This is a genomic window from Bradyrhizobium sp. ORS 278 (genome assembly GCF_000026145.1).
In the GTDB taxonomy this organism is placed as follows: domain Bacteria; phylum Pseudomonadota; class Alphaproteobacteria; order Rhizobiales; family Xanthobacteraceae; genus Bradyrhizobium.
The window spans coordinates 1,272,267-1,296,979 of record NC_009445.1 but is presented as its reverse complement, the minus strand read 5'-3'; the positions used below and the strand labels follow the sequence as shown (position 1 = coordinate 1,296,979).

The window sequence follows — 24,713 nt, the reverse complement described above, 5'->3', positions numbered from 1 at the left end:
CAACGACAAAGACTGCCGGCCGCAGAAGCTGCGGCCGGTTCGTTATCGACGGGACGAGACGACCAAGAGAGACACCAAGAGAAACACCATGGCGATCACGCTCTCAGCTTCCGATCCCGCCCTCGCGGAGGCACCACGACCGGCGCGCCTGACCCCGCCTCAGGTGTGGGGCGTCGTGATGCTGGCGCCCTATCTGCTCGTCTTCCTGGCCTTCGTCGTCTATCCCGTCGGTTACGGCCTGTGGCTGGCGCGCGATCCGGCGAGCTATGTCGCGCTGTTCAATGATCCGATCTTCGCGCGCGCCGCCGTCAACACGCTGATCTTCCTCTTGGTCGGCATCAATCTGAAGATGCTGATCGCGCTGTTTTTGTCCGGCTTCTTCGTGCAGCAGCGCGGCTGGATCAAATGGCTGTCGGTGATCTTCATCCTGCCCTGGGCGGTGCCGTCGATCCCGACCATCCTGTCGGTTCGCTTCATGCTCAATCCCGAATGGGGCGTGGTGAACCAGTTGATCTTCAAGTTCACCGGCGAGGACGGCCCGAACTGGCTGAACGACCCGACGGTGGCACTCGCGATGGCCATCGGCATGCACATCTGGAAGTCGCTGCCGTTCTGGACATTGATCCTGATGACGGGGCGTCTCGCGATCTCGCAGGACCTGTTCGAGGCCGCCGAGGTCGACGGCGCCACCTGGATGCAGAAGTTCCGCTACATCACCTGGCCATCGATGCAGACGCTCTACATCACCTGCACGCTGCTCTCGATGATCTGGACGCTCGGCGACTTCAACAGCGTGTATCTCTTGACCGGCGGCGGCCCGGCCGATCTCACTCACGTGCTGTCGACGCTCGGCATCCGCTATCTCAGGCTCGATCAGCTCAGCCTCGCGATGGCTTCGATCGTCTGCGCGATGCCGCTGGTGCTCCCCCTGGTCTATTTCATGATGAAGCGGTTGTCGCGATGAAGCTCCCTACCCTCCGCGAGGTCGGCACCGAGGCCCGGCTGCTCTTGATCGGCATTCCCGTCTTCATCTGGACGATGATCCCGATCTATCACATGTTCCTGTTCGCGATCTCGCCCAAGGAGGACGCGTTCTCGGGCAAGCTGTGGCCGGACCACCCGACCTTGCACAATTTTTCGATCGTGTTTCACCAGCAGCATTACTTCCTGCGCGACTTCTGGATCCAGTTCGGCAACTCCGTAATCATCGCCGCCGCCGTCGGCGCGCTGACCCTGATCATCGCGACCTGCGCCGCCTATGCGATCTCGCGCCTGCGCGTGCCGGGCAGCCGCGTGGTGATGAACCTCGCGCTGTTCACCTATTTCATCCCGGCCGCGTTCCTCGCGGTGCCGATGTATCGCACGATGGGCAAATACGGCCTGCTCAACAATGACTGGTCGCTGATCCTGGCGATGGTCACGATCGCCTCGCCCTACGCGATCTGGGTGCTGAAGCAGGCGTCCGACAAGCTGCCGGTCGAGCTCGACGAAGCCGCCGTCATGGATGGCGCGAGCCCGTTGCAGATCTTCCGCCTGGTCTACGTGCCGCTGATGATGCCGTCGCTGGTCGCGATCGGCACCTATGCGGTGCTGCTGGCCTGGAACGAATATCTCTACGCGTTCCTGCTGCTGTCGAATGACAAGGCGATCACCCTTCCCGTGGCGCTCGGCAACTTCCTCGCCGCCGACGATTCGCCGTGGGAGCTGCTGATGACCACCGGCTTCATCTACGCGCTGCCGCCCGCCGCGGTGTACTACGCCTTCAAGCGCTACATGGTGGGCGGCCTCACCGCCGGCGCCGTGAAGTCGTGACGGCGTGATGCCCATCGGATTTCGCCACGGCCGCTTCACGGATGCCGCGCGGCCGAACTGGAATGGCGATGGGCCGCGCCCCATCGACTGGTTTGCCTGGTATCCGGCCAAGGATGGCACGGCCGAAACAACGCTTCCGGTCGCCCCATGGCCGCACGGCTGGTTCAAGGCCGGACCTGCGGCTCTGGATGGGCCGCTCGCCGCGGATGGACTGTATCCGCTGGTGGTCTACTCGCACGGCACCGGCTGCAATGGCTTGCACTTCGAATGGCTCGCCCGCGCACTGGCTGCGCAGGGCTTCATCGCGGTCGCCGTCAATCATCACGGCAACAGCAATGCCGAGCCTTACCGCGCCGAGGCCTTCCTGTGCTCGTGGGAGCGGCCGCGCGACATCTCCCTGCTGATTGACGATATCGTCGCTGATCCCGGCTTCGCCAGCCGCATCGATCCCGATCGCATCTTCGCCGTCGGCTATTCGCTCGGCGGCGTTACCGCCACCGCCCTGCTCGGCGCCATCATGATCCGCTCGCCGTTCGCGCCCGGCGCCAATCTCGGCCGCGGCCCGCGCGAGTTTCCGGATCTCGTCGATCATCTGCCGCGGCTGATGGAGCAAAGCCCGGTGTTTCGTGACTCCTGGGCGCGGATGTCGGCGTCGTATCATGATCGCCGCATCAAGGCGGCGCTGCTGCTGGCGCCAGGCCGGTCTGTGCAGGGCTTCTCCGAGGAGAGCGTGGCCGCGATCAACGTGCCGACGCACATCATGGTCGGCGGCGCCGATGCGCTGCTGCCCTCGGCACGTTGGCTGCACGAGCGATTGCCGGACAGCGCCTTCGATGTCGTCGCTGATGACGCCGGGCACTACGTATTCCTGCCGGAGAGCACCGAACTCGGCCGCAGTTCCGATCCGGCCAGTTGCGTCGATCCGGCATCAGTGGATCGCGGGAAGGTTCATCGCACGGTCGTCGCGGCCGCCTTGAAGCTGTTTACGCGTTAATCGACGCCGCCACAGCATTCTCGGTCATCTTGGTGAGCTCCATTCGTGAGGACGGAGCAAGGCGCCACAACCTCAGCTGTCATGCCCGCGCAGGCGGGCATCCAGTACGCCGCAGCCCCTCGATGGACTCACAGGCGTCTCGGCGTACTGGATCGCCAGGTCAAGCCGGGCGATGACAGCTGTGGTGGGGTGGCGCTCTCAGGACATCTCCGTCATTGCGAGCGCAGCGAAGCAATCCAGGGCCGCCCAAGGACTCTGGATTGCTTCGCTGCGCTCGCAATGATGGCTTCTAAAGCGGCGCCGCGCTCTCGCCGCGGTCGCTCGACAGCTTCGACGCCAGGGACGCGACCACGATGACCACCGCGATGAGCCCGATGACCAGCGTGCAGATCGCGTTGATCTCCGGCTTCACCCCGAGCCTCACCTCGGAATAGATCCGGATCGGCAAGGTCGCCGACCCCGGCCCCGTGGTGAAGCTCGCGATCACGAGATCGTCGAGTGACAGCGTGAAGGCCAGCATCCACCCCGCCACCACCGCCGGCGCGATCAGCGGCAAGGTCACCATGACGAAGGCGCGGAAGGGATCGCAGCCGAGATCCATGGCCGCCTCCTCCAGGCTGCGGTCGAGCGACACCAGTCGCGACTGCACGACCACGGCGACGAAGCACATCGTCAGCGTCGTGTGCGCGATGGTCACCGTCCAGAAGCCGCGCTCGGCGCTCAGTGCGACGAACAGCAGGAGCAGCGACAGGCCGGTGATCACCTCGGGCATGACTAGCGGCGCATACAGCATGCCGGAGAACAGGATGCGGCCGCGGAATGCCTGGCCGCGCGACAGCGCCACCGCCGCCAGCGTGCCGAGCACCGTCGCCAACGTGGCCGAAGTGGCGCCGACGCCCAGGCTCATCCAGGCCGCGTCGATCATCGCCCGGTCGTTGAAGAACTCATGATACCAGCGCAGCGACCAGCCGCCCCACACCGTCACCAGCCGCGAGGCGTTGAACGAGTAGATCACCAGGATCAGGATCGGCAGATACAGGAAGGCGAGCCCGAGCGTCAGCGAGGCGACGTTGAAACGGGACAGGCGGGAGGGCTTAGGCATGCGCGGCCAACTCCTGCGAAGCAGGCCGCAGCTTGAAGTAAGACTCTAAGCAGCCTCGGCTGTGGACGCCCCTCCCTTCCAGGGCTATCGCATTTGACGATCGTAATCTTGTTTCCGTCTCTCTCCACGTCGTCACAGCCAGGCTTGTCCCGGCCATCCATGTCGTCCAGCATGCTGAGAACGACGTGGATGCCCGGGCCTTCGCCGCGCCGAAGCGGCTTCGGCCGCGCAGGCGGGACAAGCCCGGGCATGACGAGGTAATCAATCGGCAGGATGGTTCGGCGGGACAGCTCCGCATTTCCAAATGTGACAGCCCTGCCCTGCAGAAGCGGGTGAGCGGCGGAGCGAGCATAGGGAGCGCACCCTCCATCACCGGCTCTCCTCCAACTGCCGGCGCTGCAGCCGGTCGTAGAGCAGCAGCGGCAACAGCAGCACGGCCAACAGCACCACGGCGATGCTCGAGGCCACCGGCCAGTCCTTATTCGTGAAGAACTCAAGCCACAGGGTCTGGCCGATCATCAGCGACTTCGAGCCGGCGAGGAGATCGGGAATGACGAACTCGCCCACGATCGGGATGAAGCACAACAGCGCACCGGCGCCAACGCCGGGCAATGACAGCGGGAAGGTGACCAGCCAGAAGGTCTCGCGCGGCGTCGCGCCGAGATCGGCGGACGCCTCCTCCAGCGCCGGCTCCAGCTTGGTGAGCGTCGCGAACAGCGGCAGGATCATGAACGGCAGATAGGAGTAGACGATGCCGACATACATCGCGCTGTCGGTCGACAGCCATACGACTGGCGCAGACACAATGTGCAGCGCGAGCAGGATCTGGTTGAGCAGGCCGTCATGCTGGAGGATGTTGACCCAGGCATAGATGCGGATCAGGAACGAGGTCCAGAACGGCACGATGACCAGCATCATCGCCACGCCCTGCCAGCGCTTCGGCAGCCGCGCCATGCCGTAGGCGATGGGATAGCCGATCAGCAGCAAGACCGCCGTCGACGTCAGCGCGACGACGACGCTGCGCAGATAGGACGAGAGATATAGATCGTCCGACAGCAGCAGCCGGAAATTGTCGAACGACAGCGCCGCGAAGGCATCACGCAGTGACGACAAGCCGTCCGCCCACGAGAAGACCGGCGTGTAGGGCGGCTGCGCTATCGCGGTCTGCGACAGGCTGATCTTGAGGACGAAGGCGAACGGCACCAGGAAGAACAGGACCATCCAGACATAGGGGGCGATCGCAGCAAAGCGCGCCGGTCGCGAGAAGATACGGCGCGCGCTCATCGCTCCAGCACCACGCAATCATCGGGCGTGAACCAGGCCACGACGCGCTGATTCAGACCATAGCCGTCGGCGTCGAGCCGCGCCGTGTTGGCCTGTGAGGCGTGCAGCACGGCGCCGCCATCGAGCCTGATCTTGTACACGGTCTTGCCGCCGAGATAGCTCGCATCGGAAATCGCCCCCTGGACGCAATTGATCCCCGCGGCGTCGGCAGCAGGGCGGCGGAGCGCAAGGCGAATCTTCTCGGGACGGATTGCGACCGCGACCTTGCTCTCGGTAATCGGAACGACCGGCTGCGCCGCGACGAGCTCACCCGCATGAGCGGTCGAAACCCGCAGCCGAAGCGGCTCCCGAGCGGTCACCTCGCCCTCGAACATGTTGATGTCGCCGACGAACTCCGCCACCCAGCGCGAGGCGGGCTCCTCATAGAGACGGCGTGGCACCGCGACCTGCTCGAGCTTGCCGGCGTTCATCACGCCGATCCGGGTCGCCACCGTCATCGCCTCCTCCTGGTCGTGCGTGACGATGATGAAGGTCATGCCGAGCCGGCGCTGCAGCTCCATCAGCTCGAGCTGCGTGCTCTCGCGCAGCTTCTTGTCGAGCGCGGCCATCGGCTCGTCGAGCAGCAGCACCTGCGGCCGCCGCGCCAGCGAGCGGGCGAGCGCCACGCGCTGCTTCTGGCCGCCGGAGAGCTGGTCGGGCTTGCGCTTCTCCAGCCCGTCGAGCCGGACCAGCGCCACCATCTCGGCCACGCGCGTGGCGATCTCGGCGCGCGGCATGCCGGCGCGCTTCAGCCCGAAGGCGATGTTGTCGCGCACGTTCAGATGCGGGAACAGCGCGTAGTTCTGGAACATCATGTTGATGGGCCGCTCGTGCGGCAGCAGCTGAGCGATATCCTCGCCGGACAGAAGGATGCGTCCCTCGTCCGGCGTCTCGAAGCCGGCCAGCATGCGCAGCAGCGTGGTCTTGCCGCAGCCGCTGGGCCCGAGCAGGGCGAAGAACTCGCCGGCGCGGATATCGAGCGACACGCCGTCGACGGCGCGAAAGCTGCCGAAGGCCTTCGCGACATTGTCGATCCGCAGGATCGGTGGCTGGGGATCGGGGCGCGGCTCCGGGGCTGGTGGTAGCGCCGGCTCCGCGGCGGGCTCTGAAGTCGCGATGTGGTCGGCCATGATCCCGGTCAATTCACCCCGCCGGCCCGAACGGCGCGGCGAGGGCAAGCTAGCCGCCGATCGACTGCAGCTCAACCGCGCGGGCCGGACTATCCCCGTCCCCGTCGCGCCGGGGGGCGGCGCTCCCAGAGGCGCCCGCCTGCGCCATGAAGGCAGCCAGCGCATCGCGCTCGGCTGCCGAGAGGCTGAGGCCGAGCTTGGTCCGGCGCCACAGCACGTCCTCGGGAAACCGCGCCCATTCCTTGGTCATGAGATAGCGGACCTCGGCCTCCGTCAGCTGCGCGCCGAAAGCCTGGCCGAGATCCGACCGGCTCCGGGCTTCGCCGAGGATCTCGCTCAGGCGGGTGCCGTAGGCGCCGACCATGCGGCGTGCCTCTGCCTCGCCAAGAAAGCGCCAGCGATCCCCTGCCTCGTCGACGAGGTCCTCAAAATGCTGCCAATCGAAATTGCCTCCCGGCAACGCCATCCCGGCCGTCCAGCGCGGCGTCATCGGAAAAAACCTGGCAAGCCTTGAAACGGCCTGCTCGGCGCGACGTCGGACGGTCGTCACATCGCCACCGCACATGGTCAGGAGCGGCGCTTTGCTGCGGCTGGCATCGAAGCTCACCACGGCCTCAGGCTGCCCAGCCTTTTCCCCGCGCAGCAGCATCATGTTGGCGCCGGAAACGGTTCTCAAGACATCGGCGGGCTGAATGTCGGAGCGGAAGTAACGATTGGCCGCCTTGCAGAGATAGCTCACATCCGCCGCCGGCACCGTCACCACGGCAGGATCGCCCGTGAAGCCGTGAGCCACCGTGCCGATCAGAGTGAACGCGCCGGCATAGGGTTGGGCGAAGATCAGCCGCCCGTCCGAATTCTGGAACACGTAGACGGCGTCCACATCGAACAGGCGGGGCACCACGATCTGGTTGATCTGCCTTGCCGTGGCGCGCAGCGGCGGCTGGCGCAGCACCGTCTCCGCGGTCGAGACGCTCCAGGCACCCGCGGCATTGGCGAGCGCGCCAGCCGTGACGATGCGGCGATGGCCACGGTCGATGATCGCCAGACGCCAGAGGCGGTCGCGGTCGGCGCGGATGCAGCGGGCGCCGGTCCGGATGGCGGCGCCACGTTCGGCGGCATCCAGCGCCGTCAGCGCCACCAGCCGGGAATCGTCGACCACGCAGTCCGAATATTCGAAAGCCGTCCCGATCGGGCGCTTCAGCGCGTCGCCGATCGGATGATGCGTCACATCCAGCGTCGACGCCGCGGGCAACCGCCGACGTGCCGCGAGCCGGTCATAGAGCCAAAGTCCGGTCCGCAACTGCCAGTGCGGACGCTCATTGGAATGAGCCGGAATCGCAAAGCGAACCGGGCGCACCACATGCGGGGCGATCGTCAGCCACACGTCGCGCTCGGCGAGCGACCTGCGCACGCGCAACAGGCTCCGCCGCTCCAGCGCGGCGAGGTCGCCATGCACGAGTCGCGATGTCGCCGACGATGCAGCACCGCCGAGATCGCCCTGCTCGACCAGGAGCACGCGCAAACCTCGACCCGCCGCGTCGCGCGCGAGGCTGACGCCGTTGAGACCGCCACCTATGATCGCGAGATCGTAGTCCGCCATGCGCCAAAATCTTCGAGCGTGCCAGCACGTACGATCGTAGACCCCAGCCGATGATTCTCGTAGTGGCGGAGCAAACAGGACCGCGGATAAATCCGCGCTGTTGCGCGGCAGCCGCTGGCCGGACTTGTACGGTCAGCCGGTCTTGCGGACGGTGGCGACGACGTCGTCATGCGCCCGGCCAACCACGCCGTCATATTTGTTGATCGGCAGGGGCTTGCCGAGCAGGTAGCCCTGGACGGAATCGCAGCCCTGCTCGGCCAGGAAGCCGAGCTGCTCGGGCGTCTCGACACCTTCGGCCACGATCGACATGTTCATGCCGTGACCGAGACCGATGACCGCACGGATGATCGCTGCCGATTGCGGGTTGCGGCCGAGATTCATGACAAAGGCGCGGTCGATCTTGATCTTGTCGAACGGAAACGCCTGCAGATAGCTCAGCGAAGAGTAGCCGCTGCCGAAATCGTCCATCGAGACGCGGACACCCAGCGCCTTCAATCGCCGCAGCAGCGCAACGCCGCGATCGAAATCCTCGATCAGCACGCCCTCGGTGATCTCGAGTTCGAGTCGTCCCGGCGACAGCCCGGTCTCGAGCAGGATCGAATGCACCAGCGCGACCAGATCGCCATGAACGAACTGCGCCGGCGACAGATTGACCGCGACCTGCAGCGGCTTCGGCCAGGACGCCGCCTCGCGGCAAGCCTCGCGCAGGATCCACTCACCCATCTCGACGATCAGGCCGCTCTCCTCGGCGAGCGGAATGAAGTCGCTCGGCGGCACGAAGCCGCGAACCGGGTGCTGCCAGCGCGCCAGCGCCTCGAAGCCGGTGATCTCGCTGGCATCGACGGTGCGGCCGGAATTCGCCTGCGGCTGGAAGTACAGCGACAGCTCGCCATGCTTGATCGCGACCGAGAGTTCCTGGTGCAGGACCCGGCGATCGCGGATCTGCTGGTCCATCTCGGGCTCGTAGAACGTGATGCTGCCGCGGGCCTTGGCTTTGGCGCGGAACAGCGCGGCACCGGCATTGGCGAGCAGCGAGGCCGGGTCCGAGCCGTTATGCGGAAACACCGAGATGCCGGTGGTGAGCGCGGTCCGAATCGACTTGCCCTCGATCTGGAATTCGACGGCGATCGCCTCGGCCAGCTGTTCCGCCAGCGCCCTGGCCGCCTCCGGCTGCTTGCCGTCGATGATCAGTCCGAACTCGTCTCCGGACAGGCGCGAAACCACCCCGCCCCGGGACACGGCGTGGACCCGCCGTGCGACCTCGACAAGCAGCTTGTCGCCGATGGCGTGGCCGAAGACATCGTTGACGTCCTTCAGACCCTTGAGGTCGACATTGAGGACCGCGAACTCCTCGTCCGTATCCCGGCAAGCCTCGATCATCTGGCTCAACGCCTGCAGGAAGGCGGCGCGGTTCGGCAGATCCGTGAGGCCGTCATGATAGGCCATGTGCGCCATCCGCGATTCGGTCTGGCGGCGGTCGGTGACGTCCTCATAGGTCTTGATCAGATATTGCGGCTCGTCGGCGTCGCCCATCACCGTCACGCGCCGCGTGAGGAACAGGCGCAGGCCGTCCTTCGTCGAGATCGGATGCTCCTCGGTCATCAGGCTGCGTTTCCTGATCGCCGCCTCGTCGCGCGCGATGATCAGCCGCGCCTCGCGCGGGTTGAATATATCTGCGGCCGTGAGACCCGTGGCGTCCTCGCGCTTGCGGTTGAGGATGACCTCGGCGCTCCGGTTGGCGAGCAGATAGCGGCCGTCGCGTGCGCTTTCGACAATCAGCGAGACCGGGATGTTGTCGACCACGAGCTCCAGGAATTTCTTGGTCTTCTCGAGCTCCAGGCTGAGGGAGCGGCGTTCGGTCGCGTCGTCGAACAGCGCGATCAGAAATTGAGCTTCGTTCTTGTCGTTGCGCGCGACGACCCGGTGGGCCTCCAGGATGCGCTTGTCGTCGCCGCGTTTGACGACCAGCTCACTGCGATGGGTCGTGCCGGGCGCCAGCATCGCGGCGCGGTCGGCGGCCGCGATATCGGCGGCCGTCTCGTCGCCGAACAGGTCGCTCGGGCGCTTGCCGATGATCCGGTCCCGCGGCATCTTCGCGAACTGCTCGAAGGCGCGGTTGGCGAAGATGTAGCGGCCGTCGTCGATGTTCTTGGCCGCGACACAGACCGGAACCTGGTCGACCACCGACTCCAGGAACTGCTTGGTCGAAGCGAGCTCACGTTCCAGCCGGCGCTGCTCCGTGCACTCTTCGTGAATGCCGATCGATCCGCCGGTCGGAAGCCGGAAGATCTTGGCGCGCACCGCGCGGCCATCCGGCAATTCGGTCAAAGACCCCTCCGGCTCCCGGGCTTGGCGCGCATAGTCGTCGACGCTGAGCTTGAGCAGGCCACGCTGGCGGCGCAGTTCAACCAGATCCCGCCCGGTGCAACCCGGAGAAATATCCCCCCGGTTCATGCCATAGATCTCGAGGAAGCGGCGGTTGTAGAAAACGACGTGGCCGCTGGCGTCGGTCATCATCAAGCCCTGACTCAGATTGTTCAGGGCGGAGCTGATGAAGGCGTTGCGCCGCAATTGGGCACGCTTGGTGCGCCGCAAGGCGGAGTGGATCCAGATCAGGACCGAGGCCAGGAAGGCGCATACGACAATACCGCCGATCACGACCTTCCAGAGCACATCGGGCTCGACAGCGCCGACATAGCTGGAGACGGAGAAGTCGGGCCCGGCAGCCCATGCCGACGTCGACGACCCCCCCGTGAGCAGCATCGTGGCGGCCCTTGCGGCCGCAACGACACGCGTACGAAACGCGTTTCGGTCGCTCGCCTGCCAAACGTTGCCAGCCATCAATCACCCGCGGTATCCGGATGGCATCTTCTGGCTCGACCGGTTGGGATCGGGTAAACGGTTTCCACATACTTCGACAAAGACGAAGCAAATTCCTGCGATGGCGTTCTATGATGAATACTTTGCTAAGGAGTGACGGACTTCGGACCGAGTTTCGCCCACCGGAGATTGCAACGAAACATGACTTCTCGGAACCGTTTCGGAAACGCGAATGGATAGAGTGGATTGCGTCGTCATCGGCGCCGGAGTCGTGGGGCTCGCGATCGCCCGCCAATTGGCTGGAGCGGGCCGTGAAGTCATCGTCCTCGAGGCCGCCGAGGACATCGGCACGGGGACATCGTCTCGCAATAGCGAAGTGATCCATGCCGGCATCTACTACAAGGCCGGGAGCCTGATGGCCCGCTTCTGCGTGACCGGCAAGCGGATGCTCTACCGCTACTGCGACGAGCATGGCGTTCCCTATCGCAATTGCGGCAAGCTCATCGTTGCGACCAGCCCGGCGGAGACCGAGAAGCTGCAGGGCATCCGAGCGCATGCCGAGGCGAACGGCGTCGAAGGCATGCGGCTCCTGACCGGTTCCGAGGCGCGGACGTTGGAGCCCGCCCTCGCCTGCGAAGCCGCGTTGCTGTCGCCCTCCACCGGGATCCTCGACAGCCACGCCTTCATGCTGTCGCTGCGCGGCGAGATCGAGGATGCGGGCGGCGCCTTGGCTTTCCACACCCCGCTGCTGCGCGCCAAGGCGACCGGGGACGGAATCGAGCTCGAAGCCGGCGGCGAGCAGCCGATGATGTTGTCATGTCGGCTGCTGGTCAACGCCGCGGGCCTGAGCGCGCCGGCGGTGGCACGAGGGATCGACGGGATGCCGCCGCAGCTGGTGCCAACGGCCTATCTCGCCAAGGGCAATTATTTCAGCTGCAGCGCCAAGGCTCCCTTCAGCCGTCTGATCTATCCGGTGCCGGAACCCGGCGGACTCGGCGTCCACCTCACGCTCGACATGGCGGGCCAGGCCCGCTTCGGCCCTGACGTCGAGTGGATCGATACGATCGACTACACCGTCGATCCCGCTCGTGCGGAACGCTTCTACCCAGCGATCCGAAAATATTGGCCGACGCTACCCGACGGCGCGCTGATGCCGAGCTATTCGGGGATCAGGCCGAAGATCGTCCCTCCCGCGGTGGCGTCGCAGGACTTCGTCGTTCAGGGACCGCGCGATCACGGTGTAGACGGACTCATCAATCTGTTCGGAATCGAATCGCCTGGACTGACGTCATCGCTTGCGATCGCCGCCCATGTCGGCGAACTCAGCGGTATCTGAAGAACTCACCATCAGTGCGGCGTTATCTGTCGGACGACGCTCACTTCGCGCCGCGGCATGCCGGGCTCAATTCGTCATATCTTTAAGGAAGTTGCGCCTGGGATGGGACTGATCATCATCCCAGCGCGCAATCTGGCGTTCGGTCGTGACGTCTCTTGTCGTCACATGTCAGTGAAGTGTTTCGGTGGTGACCTGTCTCAAGCGCTCGATCTCATCCTTGACCATCAACTTCCGTCGTTTCAGCTCGGCGATGCGCAGATCGTCAGTCGATGGGTGTAGGAGAGCTTCATGCAATTCGCTTTCAAGAACTTTATGCTTACGCTCCAGTTCAACGAGATGCGCCTGAATGGCCATTCGAAACCTCCTCGGTAGGTGAACCTGAGATTCGACCAGGGCTAATGAGTGTACACAAGTCGCTTGACCTGTCGATGGGGCCAAAACACCGCACATGCAAATTTGAGCGCCGTGCGTAACGAAGCGTGAGGGGATGCGGAGGAATCTACAACCGCCGCAAACCTGAAATTCACGGGACAGCCGCACAGATCAGCACCGTGGCGACTTGCGTCGAAAGCTTCGCAAGCGCAATACTCGCAACGCCTTTTTCGAGGCGTCCCACTTCCTACCGCTTTTTGCTATCATAGATCATGGCTGACCAAGACGAGCGCGAACTGCAGGCTGAACTCGCACGCCTGCAGCAGGAGCACCGCGATCTCGACGCGGCGATTGACGCTTTGCATCAATCGCCCGCTCCGGATTTGTTGCGGCTGCAACGGTTGAAGAAGCGGAAGCTTCTGCTACGCGATCGGATCGCTTTCATCGAAGACCAGATCACGCCTGACATCATCGCCTGACCTCATCGACTTGGCGGCGCGGGTCAGCGATCCTGTCCTTGTTAGGGATTGCAGTGACGCTTGAGGGATCTTGACAAATCGGAACAAAACAAGAACAATCGGGCCACTCGGTCACGCCCTCACATCGCAGGATGGATCTGATGCCCGCTCCCTTTTCTCCGCACGACCGCCTCTACGAACAGGCCTGCGATCAGGCGATCGCCATGTGCGACGGCAATCTGCGCTCGACCATCAAGGCGCTGATCATGGCAAACGAGTATCTTGAGCTGGAATTGCAGGAGCTGCGCGCCGCAATTTCTTGCGGATGCATGCCGAACACGGCGTCGGACGACCCACAGAGCAACGCCGCGTGACACCGGCGATGTTCGAGGCGTCTCGCGCGATCGCGCTGCACTGACTATGAGCCTCGTCACGAGAAGGAGCGGGCGATGCCTGACGTCACCTATTACGTCGCCATGCCTTTCAGGCGAGACGAGCTCGGCACGCTGGTCGCGGGAGCCGCCGAAGAGTGTCAGAGCTCGAGCGCAGCGCTCCGTCGTGCGGAGGCGATGTCGCGCCTGCCGGACAACATCGGCGCCATCGCCTTCAGCCGCAGTGGCGATCCGATGATCGGCGAGTTCAGCGACGCGCAACTCCTGCACAAATTCGGAGAGCTCCCCGATAATCTCGGCGAGTTATGACTCGCCGACCGCGGCGCGACGTGGGCAGCAAGGCGACCGCACAGCGTCAGCTGCCCTTGAACAATGGTTACGATTACCGCTGCCTCGATCAACCACGGCTCTCGCGCCTGCGCTGCGCCTTGCGGATGTACATCGCGCGATCGGCCTCCTCGAGCGCGCGCACCGGATTGACGCGCTTGTCCAGCAAGGCCACGCCCGCCGATGCGCCTGCCCTGACCGTCTGGTCGCCGAAAGTGAAGCTCAACATGTCGATGGCCTCCTCCAGCGCCGCCGCCTTGATGCGCGCGTCGGTCTCGCTGAGATGCCATAGCAGCACGCCGAACTCGTCGCCGCCGAGCCGCCCGATGACGTCGGAGGAACGAACCTCCTCACTGAGGACGCGCGCCACGGCCTTGAGGACCTCGTCGCCGGCGGCATGGCCGAACGTATCGTTGATCGGCTTCAGCCGATCGACATCGAGCACGACCAGCGCGCCGGTGGCATCGTAGCGTTTGATGAACGCGATCGAGCGGTGCAGCTCGCGGGCAAAGCCACGCCGGTTGAAGATGTCGAGCAGGAAATCGCGCTCAGCCGTGGCGGTCAACTCCTCGATCCGGAGCCGGGCTGCTGCCAGCTCGGCCTTGAGACGCCGGATCGTCTGTCGCGCGCCTGGGGGGACCGCCTCCGATTTCGGCGCCCGCCCGGGCCTCGATGCTCTTGGACGGTAGCGGGTTCCGCGCTTTCCGGCTGGTCCCGCCGTCGTCATGCGCCTCTTCTTCATCCGATTCCCTACCGCCCCGAGTTTGGACTTGCCGGGTTTAACCAAGACAGGATAGTCCATTCAGACCTCCATGCCATGGCTTGCCGCTGTCGGGACCGATCCTATACTCCGGCCCATGCTGATGGATTCCCGAGAAGAATTGAGGTCATGACCGCCCCGATCGCCATCATCATGGGAAGCCAGTCGGACTGGGATACCATGCGCCATGCCGCCGAAACACTCGGCGCGCTGGGCGTGAGCTATGACGCCCGCATCGTCTCGGCCCACCGCACGCCGGACCGGCTGTATGCTTTCGCGAAAGGAGCCAAGGCGGCCGGATTCCAGGTCGTGATTGCCGGCGCCGGCGGCGCAGCCCACCTTCCCGGCATGACGGCGTCCCTGACCGAGCTGCCCGTGTTCGGCGTTCCCGTCGAGTCCAAGGCGCTGTCCGGGGTCGATTCGCTGTATTCGATTGTTCAGATGCCCGCCGGCATTCCGGTCGGCACGCTCGCCATCGGGAAGTCCGGCGCGATCAATGCGGCCCTGCTGGCGGCAAGCGTCCTGGCGCTGTCGGACCCGGCGCTGGCCGAGCGTCTCTCCGCCTGGCGGCAGTCGCAGACCAACGCCATCGCCGAACGTCCGGAGGGCGCGGCGTGACCGGCTCCAATCGGGTGAAGCTCAAGCCCGGGGACACCATCGGCATTCTCGGCGGCGGCCAGCTCGGCCGCATGCTGGCGTTGGCGGCCGCGCGGCTCGGACTGCGTTGCCAGGTGTTCTCGCCCGACCCTGACTCGCCGGCCTTTGACGTGGTCCTGAACGCCACCTGCGCCGAATATGCGGACGTCGAGGCGCTGGAATTGTTCGCGAACGACGTCGACGTCGTCACCTACGAGTTCGAAAACGTCCCGTCGGCGGCGGCGCTGGTCCTGGCCGCACGACGTCCCGTGCTGCCCAGCCGCTCCGCGCTGGAGACCACCCAGGACCGACTGACGGAAAAGGATTTCGTCACCTCGCTGGGCATCCACACCGCCAATTACGCCGACGTCTCGTCGGTCGGCACATTGCGAGAGGCCATCCTGCGCATCGGCCTGCCGGCCGTGCTGAAAACCCGCCGCTTCGGCTACGACGGCAAGGGTCAGGTCAAGATCCGCCAGGGCGACGACCTCGAACGGATCTGGGCCGAGCTCGGCACCAAATCCGCCATCCTCGAGGCCTTCGTGCCCTTCGAGCGCGAGATCTCCGTAGTGGCTGCGCGTGCCGCCGATGGCCAGGTCGAATGCTTCGACGTCACCGAGAACGAGCATCGCGATCACATTCTCAAGGTGTCGCGGGCACCCGCTTCCATTCCGGACGCGCTCGCTGACGAGGCCCGGGACATCGCCAGCCGGATCGCGACGGCACTGGACTATGTGGGGGTCCTCGCGGTGGAGATGTTCGTCGTGACCGCTGGGCCTAAACCCGGCGTGGTTGTCAACGAGATTGCGCCACGGGTGCACAATTCCGGCCATTGGACGCTCGACGGCGCGTCCATCTCGCAGTTCGAACAGCACATCCGGGCGATCGCTGGCTGGCCTCTCGGCAAACCAGTGCGCCATGGCCATGTCACGATGACCAATCTGATCGGCGATGAGATCGACAGCTATGAGCAGTGGCTGACCGTTCCCGGAGCGACCGTTCACCTCTATGGCAAGGGCGCCCCCCGCCCGGGCCGCAAGATGGGCCATGTGACGCAGGTCTCGCCGCTCCCGCCCCGGATGGGCTGAAATATACCAGATCTGAAGTGCTAACTTTGGCGTTAAGAGCCTATCAGCGGGTGGACAGCGTTGCGCATGTCTGATACACGGGCGCCCTCAAGGTTAAGGGCGAGGCCTTCTGCCGGCCCTGACTTTCAGCAGATTTCAAACCGATAGACTGAGAAAGAGGATGCCGCGTGCAGGTTCTCGTTCGCGATAACAATGTCGATCAAGCCCTCAAGGCGCTCAAGAAGAAGATGCAGCGCGAGGGCATTTTCCGCGAGATGAAGCTCCGCGGCCATTACGAGAAGCCCTCTGAGAAGAAAGCCCGCGAGAAGGCCGAAGCCGTGCGCCGTGCGCGCAAGCTGGCCCGCAAGAAGCTGCAGCGTGAAGGCCTGCTGCCGATGAAGCCGAAGCCGGTGTTCGGCGCTGGCCCCGGCGGTGATCGTGGCGCTGGCCGCGGTCCGGGCGCAGGCGCCCGCCCCGGCGCACCGCGCTGATCTGAACGCAGTCATCTGGAGACGTTTGAAGGCGCGGGCCATCAGCCCGCGCTTTTTGGCGTTTGGCTGACCGCATCCCCCGCGGTGCTCGTCCCCGCCCCGAGATCACCGGCTCGCCCGCGAGCCGAACGCTCCAGCTCTTGCATGAGCGAGAAAAAAAGCGGCGCCCTTGAGGGCCGCCGCTTTTGCTGCTGTGATCGATCGGATGAGCTACTTCGGCAGCACCGAGTGGAACACCGACTTGGCTGCCGACACCATGTCCTGCGCCACGCTCGACATCTGGTCCTTGATCGACGGATCTGACTTGTCGGCGCGCAGATCGAGTGGCCGCAATTGCTGGACCGGAATCTCGGCCGGCGGCGTCGGCCGGCCGTCGGGTTGCAGCGATCCCGTGTAGGACGGCGCCGCGCCGGGCGCACCGGCCGCGGCAACGGTCGGATCGGCCGGCGGCGTCGACACGGTGATCGGAGGCGGCAGCGGACGCACGGGTGACACTTGAGGCGCGGCCGTCACGATGCGCGAGGGCTCACGCGCCACGTCGGCTGGCTTTTCGGCCGTCGGTCTCTCTCCGGCGGTCTTGCTCTCGCTGGCGCGCAAGCGCTCGATCGCGGCGCGAGCAAGATCGGCCGCGTCACGACGCTCCTCCGGCTGGGCCGCCGGCGCCTCGGCCGGCGTGCCGCGGGCAATCAGCTTCTCGCGTGGCGAAACCGGATGGCGCGCCGTTTCGGCCGGCAGGCTGGCCGTCTCGGTCGGCTTCACCTCGACCGCCTTCTCAGCGGCCTTTTCCGAGAGCGACTTCTCGGAAACGCCCTTCGCCTTGATGCCGGGCACGGGTAAATTCGAGATCTCGGCCGATGTCTCAGCCGGCTTCTCAGACTTGGCCTCGATCTTGCCGCCGTCGGTCTTCTCGAGCGCCCTGGGAGTCTCAGCCTTGGACCCGGATTTGGATCCAGTCAGCTTGGCATAGGCGGCCGATGCGACGGACGCCACAGTCGAAGGTGGCGAATCAGGCTTGGTATTGATGTAGTGGTTGACAATGTAAGCCCCGATGATGGTGGCGAGCACCGACGGGATGATCTCCAGGGCAAACTTGGTGAGATATTTCAGCATGCTGACCACTCCCGCGCGGTATTTGCGGGAACTTTGAGGCACAATTAAGGGACCATTCCCCACTCTCCGCGGCTCCATCGGCGCCAAGCGCAAATCGGTGAACCGCGAAAAGTCGTTTTCCTGAAAGCCTTTGAGACCGGAGCTGGGCTGTAATCCGAGACCGCTCGGACGCGCCGCAGGTTTCCGGATCACCGGCTTACGATACCACAATCAGCGGCATGCCGGTAAACAAATGGTTAGGGCTTCAGCTCGACTTCGAGGAAAACGATCTCGGAACCGGTCTCGTTCAGCACATCGTGTTCGACGCCGGCTTTGCGGAAATAGGATTTCCCGACCGCGAGCTGCGCCTTCGAGCGCTCGCCCGATGGCGCCACGATCGTCATCTCCCCGGCGGTCACGGGTACGATCACATAGTCCATTCCGTGGACGTGCCGGCCGGTCGCGCTGCCCGGTGCCAACCTCCATTCAGTGACACGAACCTCGGGCGTATCGACCTGGACGTCGGACTGGGCGCTGAGCATGGGAATGTCTCTCAAATCAGGGCACGAAGAGCAGGAAGAGGAATATCGCGAACACGACCATGTGCACCAGCCCGAACAGGATATTGGTTCTGCCGGTGCCGAAGGTCAGCATGCTCAAAACGAAGGTCAGGACCAGAAGCACCATACCCTGGGCGTCGAGCCCGAGCACCAATTGCTTGTCGAGCGCATAGGCTGTCACCGCCACTGCGGGAATGGTCAGACCGATGGTGGCCAGCGAGGAGCCGAGCGCCAGGTTGATGCTCTTCTGCAGGTCGTTGGCGCGCGCCGCGGAGATCGCGGCGACGCTTTCGGGAAGCAGGATCAGCAGCGCTACCAGCACGCCGGCGACTGCGGGCGGTGAGCCGGTCGCCGCGACGCCGGCGTCCACGACCAGCGAGAACTTCTTCGCCAGCAGCACGACGGCGAGCAGCGCGACCAGCAGCAGCCCGATGCTGAGCAGGAGCTTTCCCCGCGGAAGCCTGACATCGTCGTCGGCAAAACCGGCGGATTCGCCGACGAAGTAATCCCGGTGCCGTGTCGTCTGCGTGTACAGGAACACGGCATAGAGCAGGATCGTCACCACGCTGACGAAAGCGAGCTGCGCCGCCGAATACACCGGCCCCGGCGAGGTCAGCGTATAGTTCGGCAGCACCAGCGTGATGGTCGCCATCGTGAACAATACGCTGAGATACAGATTTGCGCCGGACACCAGCACGTCCTGCTCGCGGTAGCGCAGGCCGCCGATGAAGACGCAGAGGCCGACCAGGCCGTTGCAGACGATCATGACGACGGCAAACACCGTATCGCGTGCCAGTGCCGGCGCGGCCTTGTCGCCGAGCATGATCGTGGCGATCAGCGCCACCTCGATGACCGTCACCGCCAGGGTCAGGAGCAGCGTGCCGAACGGCTCGCCGATTTCGTGCGCGATCACCTCGGCGTGATGCACCGCCGCGAACACCGTCCCGAACAGGACGATCAGCAGCACCGCGGCGAAGACCAGCCCGGCGGCCGAGGGCGTAAAATCGTAGTGTAATGCCGTGACGCCGACGACCAGCGCGACGGCAAGGCCGGGGAAGATGACCGAGGTTGCTGGCGTGGGACCCTTCACGCTCATGATTCCGCGCTCCTGAAATTCATTCATTCGACTATGCGCGATGGCAAAGCACGCGTCACGCGGGTCCCGACATGACGGGTCTCCACCGACGCAACCTCGGATGGCGGCCGAAACAACTTCAATGCGGGCTGAGCAGCGGATGGATCGGCAGGAGCGTCAGCAGCAGGAACAACGGAAGCAGGACCACGGCCGCCCGACCCATGTAGCCGAAGAAGCTGGGCATCTGGATGCCGCGCTCATTGGCAATGGCCGCTACCATGAAGTTCGGCGCATTGCCGATATAGGTCAGCGCCCCCATGTAGACCGCGCCCATCGAGATCGCCGCCAGCGTGCCCGAGAGATCGCTCATCAGCACCTTGGGGTCGCCCCCCGCGAGTTCAAAGAACAAAAGATAGGTCGGTGCATTGTCGAGGAAGGCGGACATCAGCCCCGTGAACCAGAAATAGGCGACCTCGCGCGGCGCGCCTGCTGGTGTGGTCACCGCGTTCAGCAGCCAGCCGAACGAGCCGTCGTGACCGGCATTCAACATGGCGATGACCGGGACGATCGCCGTGAAGATTGCCGCGAACAGTTTTGCGACCTCGCGGATCGGCTCCCAGCTGAACCCGTTCGCCTCGCGGTGTTCGTCCGGCGTGAGCCAGAGCGACAGGCCGGCAATGACGAGCAGGACGGCGTCGCGAACCAGGTTCTGCAGCTCGAGATGCGTGCCGACGATGTCGAAGGCAATGCCCGGCTTCCAGTTGGCGGACACCAGCGTGTTGGTGACAATGGCCGCGATCAGCACGACGTTGACCAGGCCGCGAACGCGCACCGGCTCAGTCGTGCGGGATGCCCGCAGCGCCGGCTTTTCCTGACGAAAGCGCCACCCGTCGATCGCGGCAAAGATCACGAGCAGCAATCCAGCGACGATGGCGGTCTGCAGCCAGATGTTGCGCGTGGTCCAGAAGAAATCGACGCCGCGCAGGAAGCCGACGAACAGCGGCGGATCGCCGAGCGGGCTGAGCGCGCCGCCGACATTGGCGGCGAGGATGATGAAGAACACCAGCACGTGCACATTGTGCGGCCGGCCCAGATTGGCGCGGATCAGCGGGCGCACCAGGATCATGGCCGCACCGGTCGTGCCGACGACGCTCGCGATGAAGGTGCCCAGCGCGAGGATGGAGGTGTTGGTCGTGGGCGTGCCCCTGATGTCGCCCGTCACCAGGATGCCGCCGGCCACCGTGTAGAGCGCGAACAGCAGCACGATGAAGCTGAGATATTCGGCGAGCAGCGCATGGACGAAGGACGCCAGCGCAGCCCCGAGCCCAGCCTGCCAGCTCAGCGCCGCCAGCGTCACCAGGGCCCATGCCGCAGCGATCTTGCCGTAATGATGATGCCAGAAGCCGGCGAACAACAGCGGCCCGAGCGCGATCGACAGCAGCAGCCCGGCAAATGGCAGAGCGAACGGCCAGGTCATTGCGGCGCCGTTCAGCTCGGCGGCGTGCGCCTGAATCGGCAGAGCTGCAGAGAGAAGCACGGCGAGAAGCGGCGCAGGCCAGCTCACGCGGAAAAAGCTAGGGGGCGTTGATGAAACCTTTGGCAGTGTCTGTCGCACCAAAAAGATCCAGATCGTTGTGACCGCCGTCGGGAAACCGTACGAAGCGCTTGGGGTCATGCGCAAGCGCGAACAATCGTTCCCCGAAGCGGATCGAAATCCCCGGATCCTTGGCGCCGTGCATGATCAACAACGGCACGTGGACCTTGGCGATGCGCTGATCGGAGTGGAAGCGGTCGCGCATCAGCAGACTGACCGGAACCACCTTCAGCATGTCGGACGCGACATCGACGGTGGACGTGTAGGGCGCCTCGAGGATGAGCCTGTCGATCGGATGCTCCGCGGCGATTGCCGTGGCCACACCGCTGCCCAGAGAGAAGCCCCAGACGACGATGCGTTGTGGCTCATAGCGGTCGCGCGTGAAAGCGTAGGCGGCTGCGGCATCCTGAAGCAGCCCCGTCTCGCTCGGACTGCCGGTGGAGCCCGCATAGCCGCGATAGGACAGTGCGACGAGGCCGGTGCCGTCGGATGTGAGCGCCTTGAAGCGCGACACGACGCCTGCGAGGAAGTCGCCATTACCCGGGAAATACAGCACCACCTTGCGGCCGGGCTGCGGCGGCACGTGCCAGGCGATGACCTTCTCGCCATCGGCGGAGGTCAGCACATGCTCTTCAGCTTGCTGAAAACCGGCGGCCGCGGGCGCGGTGCGGCCGACCGGCGGGATCGGAAACAGCATCGCGCGCTGACGCACGAACAGCACCGCGATCACGGTGGCGTAGATCGCCACCAGGACAATCAGGAGCCATTTCAACGCGGTGATGGCTCCTGACAAGACGGGTTACATGCCCTTCACGATATTCTCGGTCATCTTCTTGGCGTCGCCGAGCAGCATCATCGTGTTGTCGCGGTAGAACAGCGGATTGTCGATGCCGGCGTAGCCCGACGCGAGCGAGCGCTTGATGAACATCACGGTGCCGGCCTTCCAGACCTGCAGCACGGGCATGCCGTAGATCGGCGAGGACTTGTCCTCTTCCGCCGCCGGGTTGGTGACGTCGTTGGCGCCGATCACGAACGCGACGTCGGCCTGGGCGAACTCGGAGTTGATGTCCTCGAGCTCGAACACCTCGTCATAGGGCACGTTGGCTTCGGCGAGCAGCACGTTCATGTGGCCGGGCATGCGTCCGGCGACCGGGTGAATCGCGTACTTCACCTCGACGCCTTCCTTCTTCAAGGTGTCGGCCATCTCGCGCAGCGCGTGCTGGGCCTGGGCCACCGCCATGCCGTAGCCGGGGACGATGATGACCTTGGAGGCGTTCTTCATGATGAAGGCGGCGTCGTCAGCCGAGCCGAGCTTGGCCGGCTTCTGCTCGCCGGTTGCGCCGCCGGCTGCGGCCGTCTCGCCGCCGAAGCCGCCGAGGATGACCGAGATGAAGGACCGGTTCATCGCGTGGCACATGATGTAGGACAGGATCGCGCCGGAGGAGCCGACCAGCGCGCCGGTGATGATCAGGGCCGAATTGCCCAGCGTGAAGCCGATGCCGGCGGCCGCCCAGCCCGAATAGGAGTTCAGCATCGAGATCACGACCGGCATGTCGGCGCCGCCGATCGGAATGATCATCAGCACGCCGAGCGCCAGCGCCAGCACCGTGACCATCAGGAAGTCGAAGCCGCCGCCGGTCAGCACCAAGCGCACGACGAAGAACACCAGCGCGACGGCGAGGCCGATGTTGATGAGGTGGCGCGCCGGCAGGATGATCGGGGCGCCGCTCATGCGCGCGGACAGCTTGAGGAAGGCAATGACTGAGCCGGTGAAGGTCAGCGCGCCGATCGCGACGCCGAGCGACATTTCGACCAGGCTCTGCGGATGGATGTTGCCGGGCGTGCCGATGTCGAACGCTTCCGGCGCGAAGAAGGCGCCGGCGGCGACCAGCACCGCGGCCATGCCGACCAGCGAGTGGAAGGCGGCGACCAGTTCGGGCATTGCCGTCATCGGCACCCGGCGGGCGATGACCGCGCCGATGCCGCCGCCGATCGCGACGCCGAGGATCACCAGGATCCAGGCCCACACATCGGCCGGCGGATGACTGGCGAGCGTGGTCACGACGGCGATCGCCATGCCGATCATGCCGAACAGATTGCCCTGACGGCTGGTGGCCGGGCTCGACAGCCCGCGCAGCGACAGGATGAACAGCACACCCGCCACGAGATAAAGGAGTGCCGACAGATTGGCGTTCATTGCAGATGCCCCGTTGTGCCTGTCATCCCGCGTCGCGCGGCGTTATTGTGCGGCGTTGTTATTTGGACTTCTTCTTGTACATCGCCAGCATGCGCTGGGTGACGAGGAAGCCTCCGAAGATGTTCACGCAGGCGAAGATCAGCGCGATGAAGCCGAACGCCCGCGCCAGACCACTGCCGCTCGACACCATGGATACGCCGACCGCGAGCAGCGCGCCGACAACGATGACGGAGGAGATCGCGTTGGTCACCGACATCAGCGGCGTGTGCAGCGCCGGGGTCACCGACCAAACCACGAAGTAGCCGACGAAGACGGCGAGGACGAAGATCGACAGCCGGAAAACGAAGGGATCGACGGCTTGGACAACATGTTCCATGGCTTTGCTCCTAGATCCTCAACTAAGCCTTAGGCTGGAAATTCGGGTGGACGATGGCGCCGTCCTTTGTCAAAGCCGTGGCCTTGACCAGCTCGTCGTCCCAGTTCACGGCCAGCGTCTTCTCCTTCTTATCGATCATCGTCTCGATGAAGGAGAACAGGTTGCGGGCGTAGAGGCCAGAAGCCGACGCCGCGACGCGGCCGGCGAGGTTCGGGAAACCGATGATCTTGACGCCGTCGATCTCGACGGTCTCGCCCAGCTTGACGCCTTCGACATTGCCGCCGCGTTCGACCGCGAGGTCGACCAGCACCGAGCCGGGACGCATCGACTTCACCATCTCCAGGGTGACGAGGCGCGGCGCCGGCCGGCCGGGGATCAGCGCGGTCGTGATAATGACGTCCTGCTTCTTGATGTGTTCCGCCGTCAGAGCAGCCTGCTTGGCCTGGTACTCCTTGGACATCTCCTTGGCGTAGCCGCCGGCGGTCTGCGCGTTCTTGAACTCCTCGTCCTCGACGGCCAGGAACTTCGCGCCGAGACTCTCGACCTGCTCCTTGGTGGCGGGGCGCACGTCAGTGGCGGAGACGATGGCGCCAAGGCGACGCGCGGTCGCGATCGCCTGCAGGCCGGCGACGCCGACGCCCATCACGAAGACCTTGGTTGCCGGCACGGTGCCGGCCGCGGTCATCATCATCGGGAAGGCGCGGCCGAATGCCTCGGCGCCTTCGATGACAGCGCGATAACCGGCGAGGTTCGCCTGGCTCGACAATACGTCCATGACCTGCGCGCGGGTGATGCGTGGCATCAGTTCCATCGCGAAGGACGCGATGCCGGCGTCGGCCATCGCTTTCAGCGCGGCGTCGTTGCCGTAGGGATCCATGATCGCGAACACGAGCGCGCCGCGGCGGTAGTTGGCGAGTTCGGAGGCCTCCGGCCGCTTCACCTTGATGATGATATCGGCGTCCTTGAGCGCATCAGCACTTACGGTTGCACCCGCCGCCGTGAATTCCGAATCCGGCAGGCCCGACTTGATGCCGGCGCCGGGCTCGACCGCGATCTCGGCACCCAGCGCCTTGAACTTCTTCACCGTGTCGGGAGAGGCGGCGACCCGCGGCTCCAACGGGTCGATTTCCTTGGCGACGGCAATCTTCATGAGGCCTCCGGCGCGGATGCGCGCGCGAGCTTAAAAACGGGCGGGACGTCCA

General features: G+C 64.9%; 25 protein-coding genes. 10 read left to right on the top strand and 15 right to left on the bottom strand.

The features are described from left to right. Nucleotides 1–88 precede the first annotated feature (88 nt). From BRADO_RS05725 to BRADO_RS05715, 3 genes are read left to right on the top strand one after another with little or no spacing between them, the layout of a single operon-like run. Nucleotides 89–964: a carbohydrate ABC transporter permease gene (locus BRADO_RS05725; protein ID WP_011924364.1), complete on the top strand. Its 876-nt coding sequence runs from the start codon at nt 89–91 to the stop codon at nt 962–964. After that, complete coding sequence (locus BRADO_RS05720; protein ID WP_008962973.1) at nt 961–1,812, top strand: carbohydrate ABC transporter permease; 852 nt, start codon at nt 961–963, stop codon at nt 1,810–1,812. The genes BRADO_RS05725 and BRADO_RS05720 overlap by 4 nt, the downstream gene beginning before the upstream one ends. A gap of 7 nt (nt 1,813–1,819) precedes the next feature. Continuing rightward, a complete protein-coding gene (locus BRADO_RS05715; RefSeq protein WP_041756148.1) occupies nt 1,820–2,806 on the top strand; it encodes an alpha/beta fold hydrolase in 987 nt (328 codons plus the stop codon). Nucleotides 2,807–3,095: 289 nt separating this feature from the next. Here BRADO_RS05715 and BRADO_RS05710 read toward each other — a convergent pair whose 3' ends face one another. The 5 genes from BRADO_RS05710 to BRADO_RS05690 form a co-directional block, all read right to left on the bottom strand. Further along, a complete protein-coding gene (locus BRADO_RS05710; RefSeq protein ID WP_011924362.1) occupies nt 3,096–3,908 on the bottom strand; it encodes an ABC transporter permease in 813 nt (270 codons plus the stop codon). Nucleotides 3,909–4,277: 369 nt separating this feature from the next. Further along, nucleotides 4,278–5,192, bottom strand: a complete 915-nt coding sequence (locus BRADO_RS05705; protein ID WP_041756147.1) for an ABC transporter permease — start codon at nt 5,190–5,192, stop codon at nt 4,278–4,280. Continuing rightward, on the bottom strand, nt 5,189–6,361 hold the full coding sequence (locus tag BRADO_RS05700) for an ABC transporter ATP-binding protein (RefSeq protein WP_011924360.1): 1,173 nt from the start codon (nt 6,359–6,361) through the stop codon (nt 5,189–5,191). Before BRADO_RS05700 ends, BRADO_RS05705 begins: the two co-directional genes overlap by 4 nt. A 49-nt stretch (nt 6,362–6,410) precedes the next feature. Next, nucleotides 6,411–7,961, bottom strand: a complete 1,551-nt coding sequence (locus BRADO_RS05695; protein ID WP_011924359.1) for a glycerol-3-phosphate dehydrogenase — start codon at nt 7,959–7,961, stop codon at nt 6,411–6,413. Nucleotides 7,962–8,093: 132 nt separating this feature from the next. Then, entirely contained in the window at nt 8,094–10,802 is a 2,709-nt protein-coding gene (locus BRADO_RS05690; RefSeq protein WP_041756146.1) for an EAL domain-containing protein, read from the bottom strand. 211 nt (nt 10,803–11,013) lie between these two features. On the opposite strand from BRADO_RS05690, the gene BRADO_RS05685 reads away from it, so the two are divergent. Then, nucleotides 11,014–12,117, top strand: a complete 1,104-nt coding sequence (locus BRADO_RS05685; protein WP_011924357.1) for an NAD(P)/FAD-dependent oxidoreductase — start codon at nt 11,014–11,016, stop codon at nt 12,115–12,117. A gap of 168 nt (nt 12,118–12,285) precedes the next feature. On the opposite strand, the gene BRADO_RS05680 is transcribed toward BRADO_RS05685, so the two are convergent. Continuing rightward, nucleotides 12,286–12,471 (bottom strand): YdcH family protein, encoded by a 186-nt coding sequence (locus tag BRADO_RS05680; RefSeq protein WP_041756145.1) that lies wholly within the window; start codon nt 12,469–12,471, stop codon nt 12,286–12,288. 290 nt (nt 12,472–12,761) lie between these two features. Between BRADO_RS05680 and BRADO_RS05675 the strand changes: the two genes are divergently transcribed. The 3 genes from BRADO_RS05675 to BRADO_RS05665 all read left to right on the top strand — a co-directional run bounded on the left by BRADO_RS05675 (nt 12,762) and on the right by BRADO_RS05665 (nt 13,648). After that, nucleotides 12,762–12,968 (top strand): YdcH family protein, encoded by a 207-nt coding sequence (locus tag BRADO_RS05675; protein ID WP_009028242.1) that lies wholly within the window; start codon nt 12,762–12,764, stop codon nt 12,966–12,968. A 140-nt stretch (nt 12,969–13,108) separates the two neighbouring features. After that, entirely contained in the window at nt 13,109–13,321 is a 213-nt protein-coding gene (locus BRADO_RS05670) for a hypothetical protein (RefSeq protein ID WP_041757328.1), read from the top strand. A gap of 75 nt (nt 13,322–13,396) precedes the next feature. After that, nucleotides 13,397–13,648, top strand: a complete 252-nt coding sequence (locus tag BRADO_RS05665; RefSeq protein ID WP_011924354.1) for a hypothetical protein — start codon at nt 13,397–13,399, stop codon at nt 13,646–13,648. Nucleotides 13,649–13,736: 88 nt separating this feature from the next. On the opposite strand, the gene BRADO_RS05660 is transcribed toward BRADO_RS05665, so the two are convergent. Next, nucleotides 13,737–14,393: a GGDEF domain-containing protein gene (locus tag BRADO_RS05660; RefSeq protein WP_041757327.1), complete on the bottom strand. Its 657-nt coding sequence runs from the start codon at nt 14,391–14,393 to the stop codon at nt 13,737–13,739. Nucleotides 14,394–14,555: 162 nt separating this feature from the next. Here BRADO_RS05660 and purE point away from each other — a divergent pair, with 162 nt between their 5' ends. The 3 genes from purE (at nt 14,556) to rpsU (ending at nt 16,620) form a co-directional block, all read left to right on the top strand. Next, on the top strand, nt 14,556–15,044 hold the full coding sequence (purE, locus tag BRADO_RS05655) for a 5-(carboxyamino)imidazole ribonucleotide mutase (RefSeq protein WP_011924352.1): 489 nt from the start codon (nt 14,556–14,558) through the stop codon (nt 15,042–15,044). Further along, nucleotides 15,041–16,150: a 5-(carboxyamino)imidazole ribonucleotide synthase gene (locus tag BRADO_RS05650; protein ID WP_011924351.1), complete on the top strand. Its 1,110-nt coding sequence runs from the start codon at nt 15,041–15,043 to the stop codon at nt 16,148–16,150. Before purE ends, BRADO_RS05650 begins: the two co-directional genes overlap by 4 nt. Nucleotides 16,151–16,317: 167 nt before the next feature. After that, nucleotides 16,318–16,620, top strand: coding sequence for a 30S ribosomal protein S21 (rpsU, locus tag BRADO_RS05645; protein WP_011924350.1), 303 nt, complete (start codon nt 16,318–16,320; stop codon nt 16,618–16,620). Nucleotides 16,621–16,830: 210 nt separating this feature from the next. On the opposite strand, the gene BRADO_RS05640 is transcribed toward rpsU, so the two are convergent. The 8 genes from BRADO_RS05640 to BRADO_RS05605 all read right to left on the bottom strand — a co-directional run bounded on the left by BRADO_RS05640 (nt 16,831) and on the right by BRADO_RS05605 (nt 24,661). Next, on the bottom strand, nt 16,831–17,730 hold the full coding sequence (locus BRADO_RS05640; protein WP_011924349.1) for a hypothetical protein: 900 nt from the start codon (nt 17,728–17,730) through the stop codon (nt 16,831–16,833). Nucleotides 17,731–17,966: 236 nt separating this feature from the next. After that, nucleotides 17,967–18,251 carry a cupin domain-containing protein gene (locus BRADO_RS05635; protein WP_041756144.1) on the bottom strand — a complete coding sequence of 95 codons (285 nt, stop codon included), beginning with the start codon at nt 18,249–18,251 and terminating at the stop codon, nt 17,967–17,969. A gap of 16 nt (nt 18,252–18,267) precedes the next feature. Beyond that, nucleotides 18,268–19,365 carry a calcium:proton antiporter gene (locus BRADO_RS05630; protein WP_041757326.1) on the bottom strand — a complete coding sequence of 366 codons (1,098 nt, stop codon included), beginning with the start codon at nt 19,363–19,365 and terminating at the stop codon, nt 18,268–18,270. Between the two features lie 118 nt (nt 19,366–19,483). Further along, nucleotides 19,484–20,821, bottom strand: a complete 1,338-nt coding sequence (locus BRADO_RS05625) for a sodium:proton antiporter (RefSeq protein WP_011924346.1) — start codon at nt 20,819–20,821, stop codon at nt 19,484–19,486. Between the two features lie 97 nt (nt 20,822–20,918). Continuing rightward, entirely contained in the window at nt 20,919–21,719 is an 801-nt protein-coding gene (locus BRADO_RS05620; protein ID WP_041757325.1) for an alpha/beta hydrolase, read from the bottom strand. A gap of 18 nt (nt 21,720–21,737) precedes the next feature. After that, on the bottom strand, nt 21,738–23,135 hold the full coding sequence (locus BRADO_RS05615) for an NAD(P)(+) transhydrogenase (Re/Si-specific) subunit beta (RefSeq protein ID WP_011924344.1): 1,398 nt from the start codon (nt 23,133–23,135) through the stop codon (nt 21,738–21,740). Nucleotides 23,136–23,193: 58 nt separating this feature from the next. Continuing rightward, entirely contained in the window at nt 23,194–23,511 is a 318-nt protein-coding gene (locus BRADO_RS05610) for a proton-translocating transhydrogenase family protein (RefSeq protein WP_006612207.1), read from the bottom strand. A gap of 22 nt (nt 23,512–23,533) precedes the next feature. Beyond that, on the bottom strand, nt 23,534–24,661 hold the full coding sequence (locus tag BRADO_RS05605; protein WP_011924343.1) for a Re/Si-specific NAD(P)(+) transhydrogenase subunit alpha: 1,128 nt from the start codon (nt 24,659–24,661) through the stop codon (nt 23,534–23,536). Nucleotides 24,662–24,713: the final 52 nt, after the last annotated feature.

Coding starts and splice junctions, on each gene's coding strand:
- BRADO_RS05710 (WP_011924362.1), bottom strand. CDS start 3,908: ATGCCTAAGCCCTCCCGCCTGTCCCGTTTCAACGTCGCCTCGCTGACG.
- BRADO_RS05675 (WP_009028242.1), top strand. CDS start 12,762: ATGGCTGACCAAGACGAGCGCGAACTGCAGGCTGAACTCGCACGCCTG.
- BRADO_RS05635 (WP_041756144.1), bottom strand. CDS start 18,251: ATGCTCAGCGCCCAGTCCGACGTCCAGGTCGATACGCCCGAGGTTCGT.
- BRADO_RS05605 (WP_011924343.1), bottom strand. CDS start 24,661: ATGAAGATTGCCGTCGCCAAGGAAATCGACCCGTTGGAGCCGCGGGTC.
- BRADO_RS05615 (WP_011924344.1), bottom strand. CDS start 23,135: ATGAACGCCAATCTGTCGGCACTCCTTTATCTCGTGGCGGGTGTGCTG.
- BRADO_RS05610 (WP_006612207.1), bottom strand. CDS start 23,511: ATGGAACATGTTGTCCAAGCCGTCGATCCCTTCGTTTTCCGGCTGTCG.
- BRADO_RS05670 (WP_041757328.1), top strand. CDS start 13,109: ATGCCCGCTCCCTTTTCTCCGCACGACCGCCTCTACGAACAGGCCTGC.
- BRADO_RS05715 (WP_041756148.1), top strand. CDS start 1,820: ATGCCCATCGGATTTCGCCACGGCCGCTTCACGGATGCCGCGCGGCCG.
- BRADO_RS05640 (WP_011924349.1), bottom strand. CDS start 17,730: ATGCTGAAATATCTCACCAAGTTTGCCCTGGAGATCATCCCGTCGGTG.
- BRADO_RS05680 (WP_041756145.1), bottom strand. CDS start 12,471: ATGGCCATTCAGGCGCATCTCGTTGAACTGGAGCGTAAGCATAAAGTT.
- BRADO_RS05685 (WP_011924357.1), top strand. CDS start 11,014: ATGGATAGAGTGGATTGCGTCGTCATCGGCGCCGGAGTCGTGGGGCTC.
- BRADO_RS05720 (WP_008962973.1), top strand. CDS start 961: ATGAAGCTCCCTACCCTCCGCGAGGTCGGCACCGAGGCCCGGCTGCTC.
- purE (WP_011924352.1), top strand. CDS start 14,556: ATGACCGCCCCGATCGCCATCATCATGGGAAGCCAGTCGGACTGGGAT.
- BRADO_RS05705 (WP_041756147.1), bottom strand. CDS start 5,192: ATGAGCGCGCGCCGTATCTTCTCGCGACCGGCGCGCTTTGCTGCGATC.
- BRADO_RS05665 (WP_011924354.1), top strand. CDS start 13,397: ATGCCTGACGTCACCTATTACGTCGCCATGCCTTTCAGGCGAGACGAG.
- BRADO_RS05700 (WP_011924360.1), bottom strand. CDS start 6,361: ATGGCCGACCACATCGCGACTTCAGAGCCCGCCGCGGAGCCGGCGCTA.
- BRADO_RS05695 (WP_011924359.1), bottom strand. CDS start 7,961: ATGGCGGACTACGATCTCGCGATCATAGGTGGCGGTCTCAACGGCGTC.
- BRADO_RS05625 (WP_011924346.1), bottom strand. CDS start 20,821: ATGACCTGGCCGTTCGCTCTGCCATTTGCCGGGCTGCTGCTGTCGATC.
- BRADO_RS05660 (WP_041757327.1), bottom strand. CDS start 14,393: ATGACGACGGCGGGACCAGCCGGAAAGCGCGGAACCCGCTACCGTCCA.
- BRADO_RS05630 (WP_041757326.1), bottom strand. CDS start 19,365: ATGAGCGTGAAGGGTCCCACGCCAGCAACCTCGGTCATCTTCCCCGGC.
- BRADO_RS05725 (WP_011924364.1), top strand. CDS start 89: ATGGCGATCACGCTCTCAGCTTCCGATCCCGCCCTCGCGGAGGCACCA.
- BRADO_RS05690 (WP_041756146.1), bottom strand. CDS start 10,802: ATGGCTGGCAACGTTTGGCAGGCGAGCGACCGAAACGCGTTTCGTACG.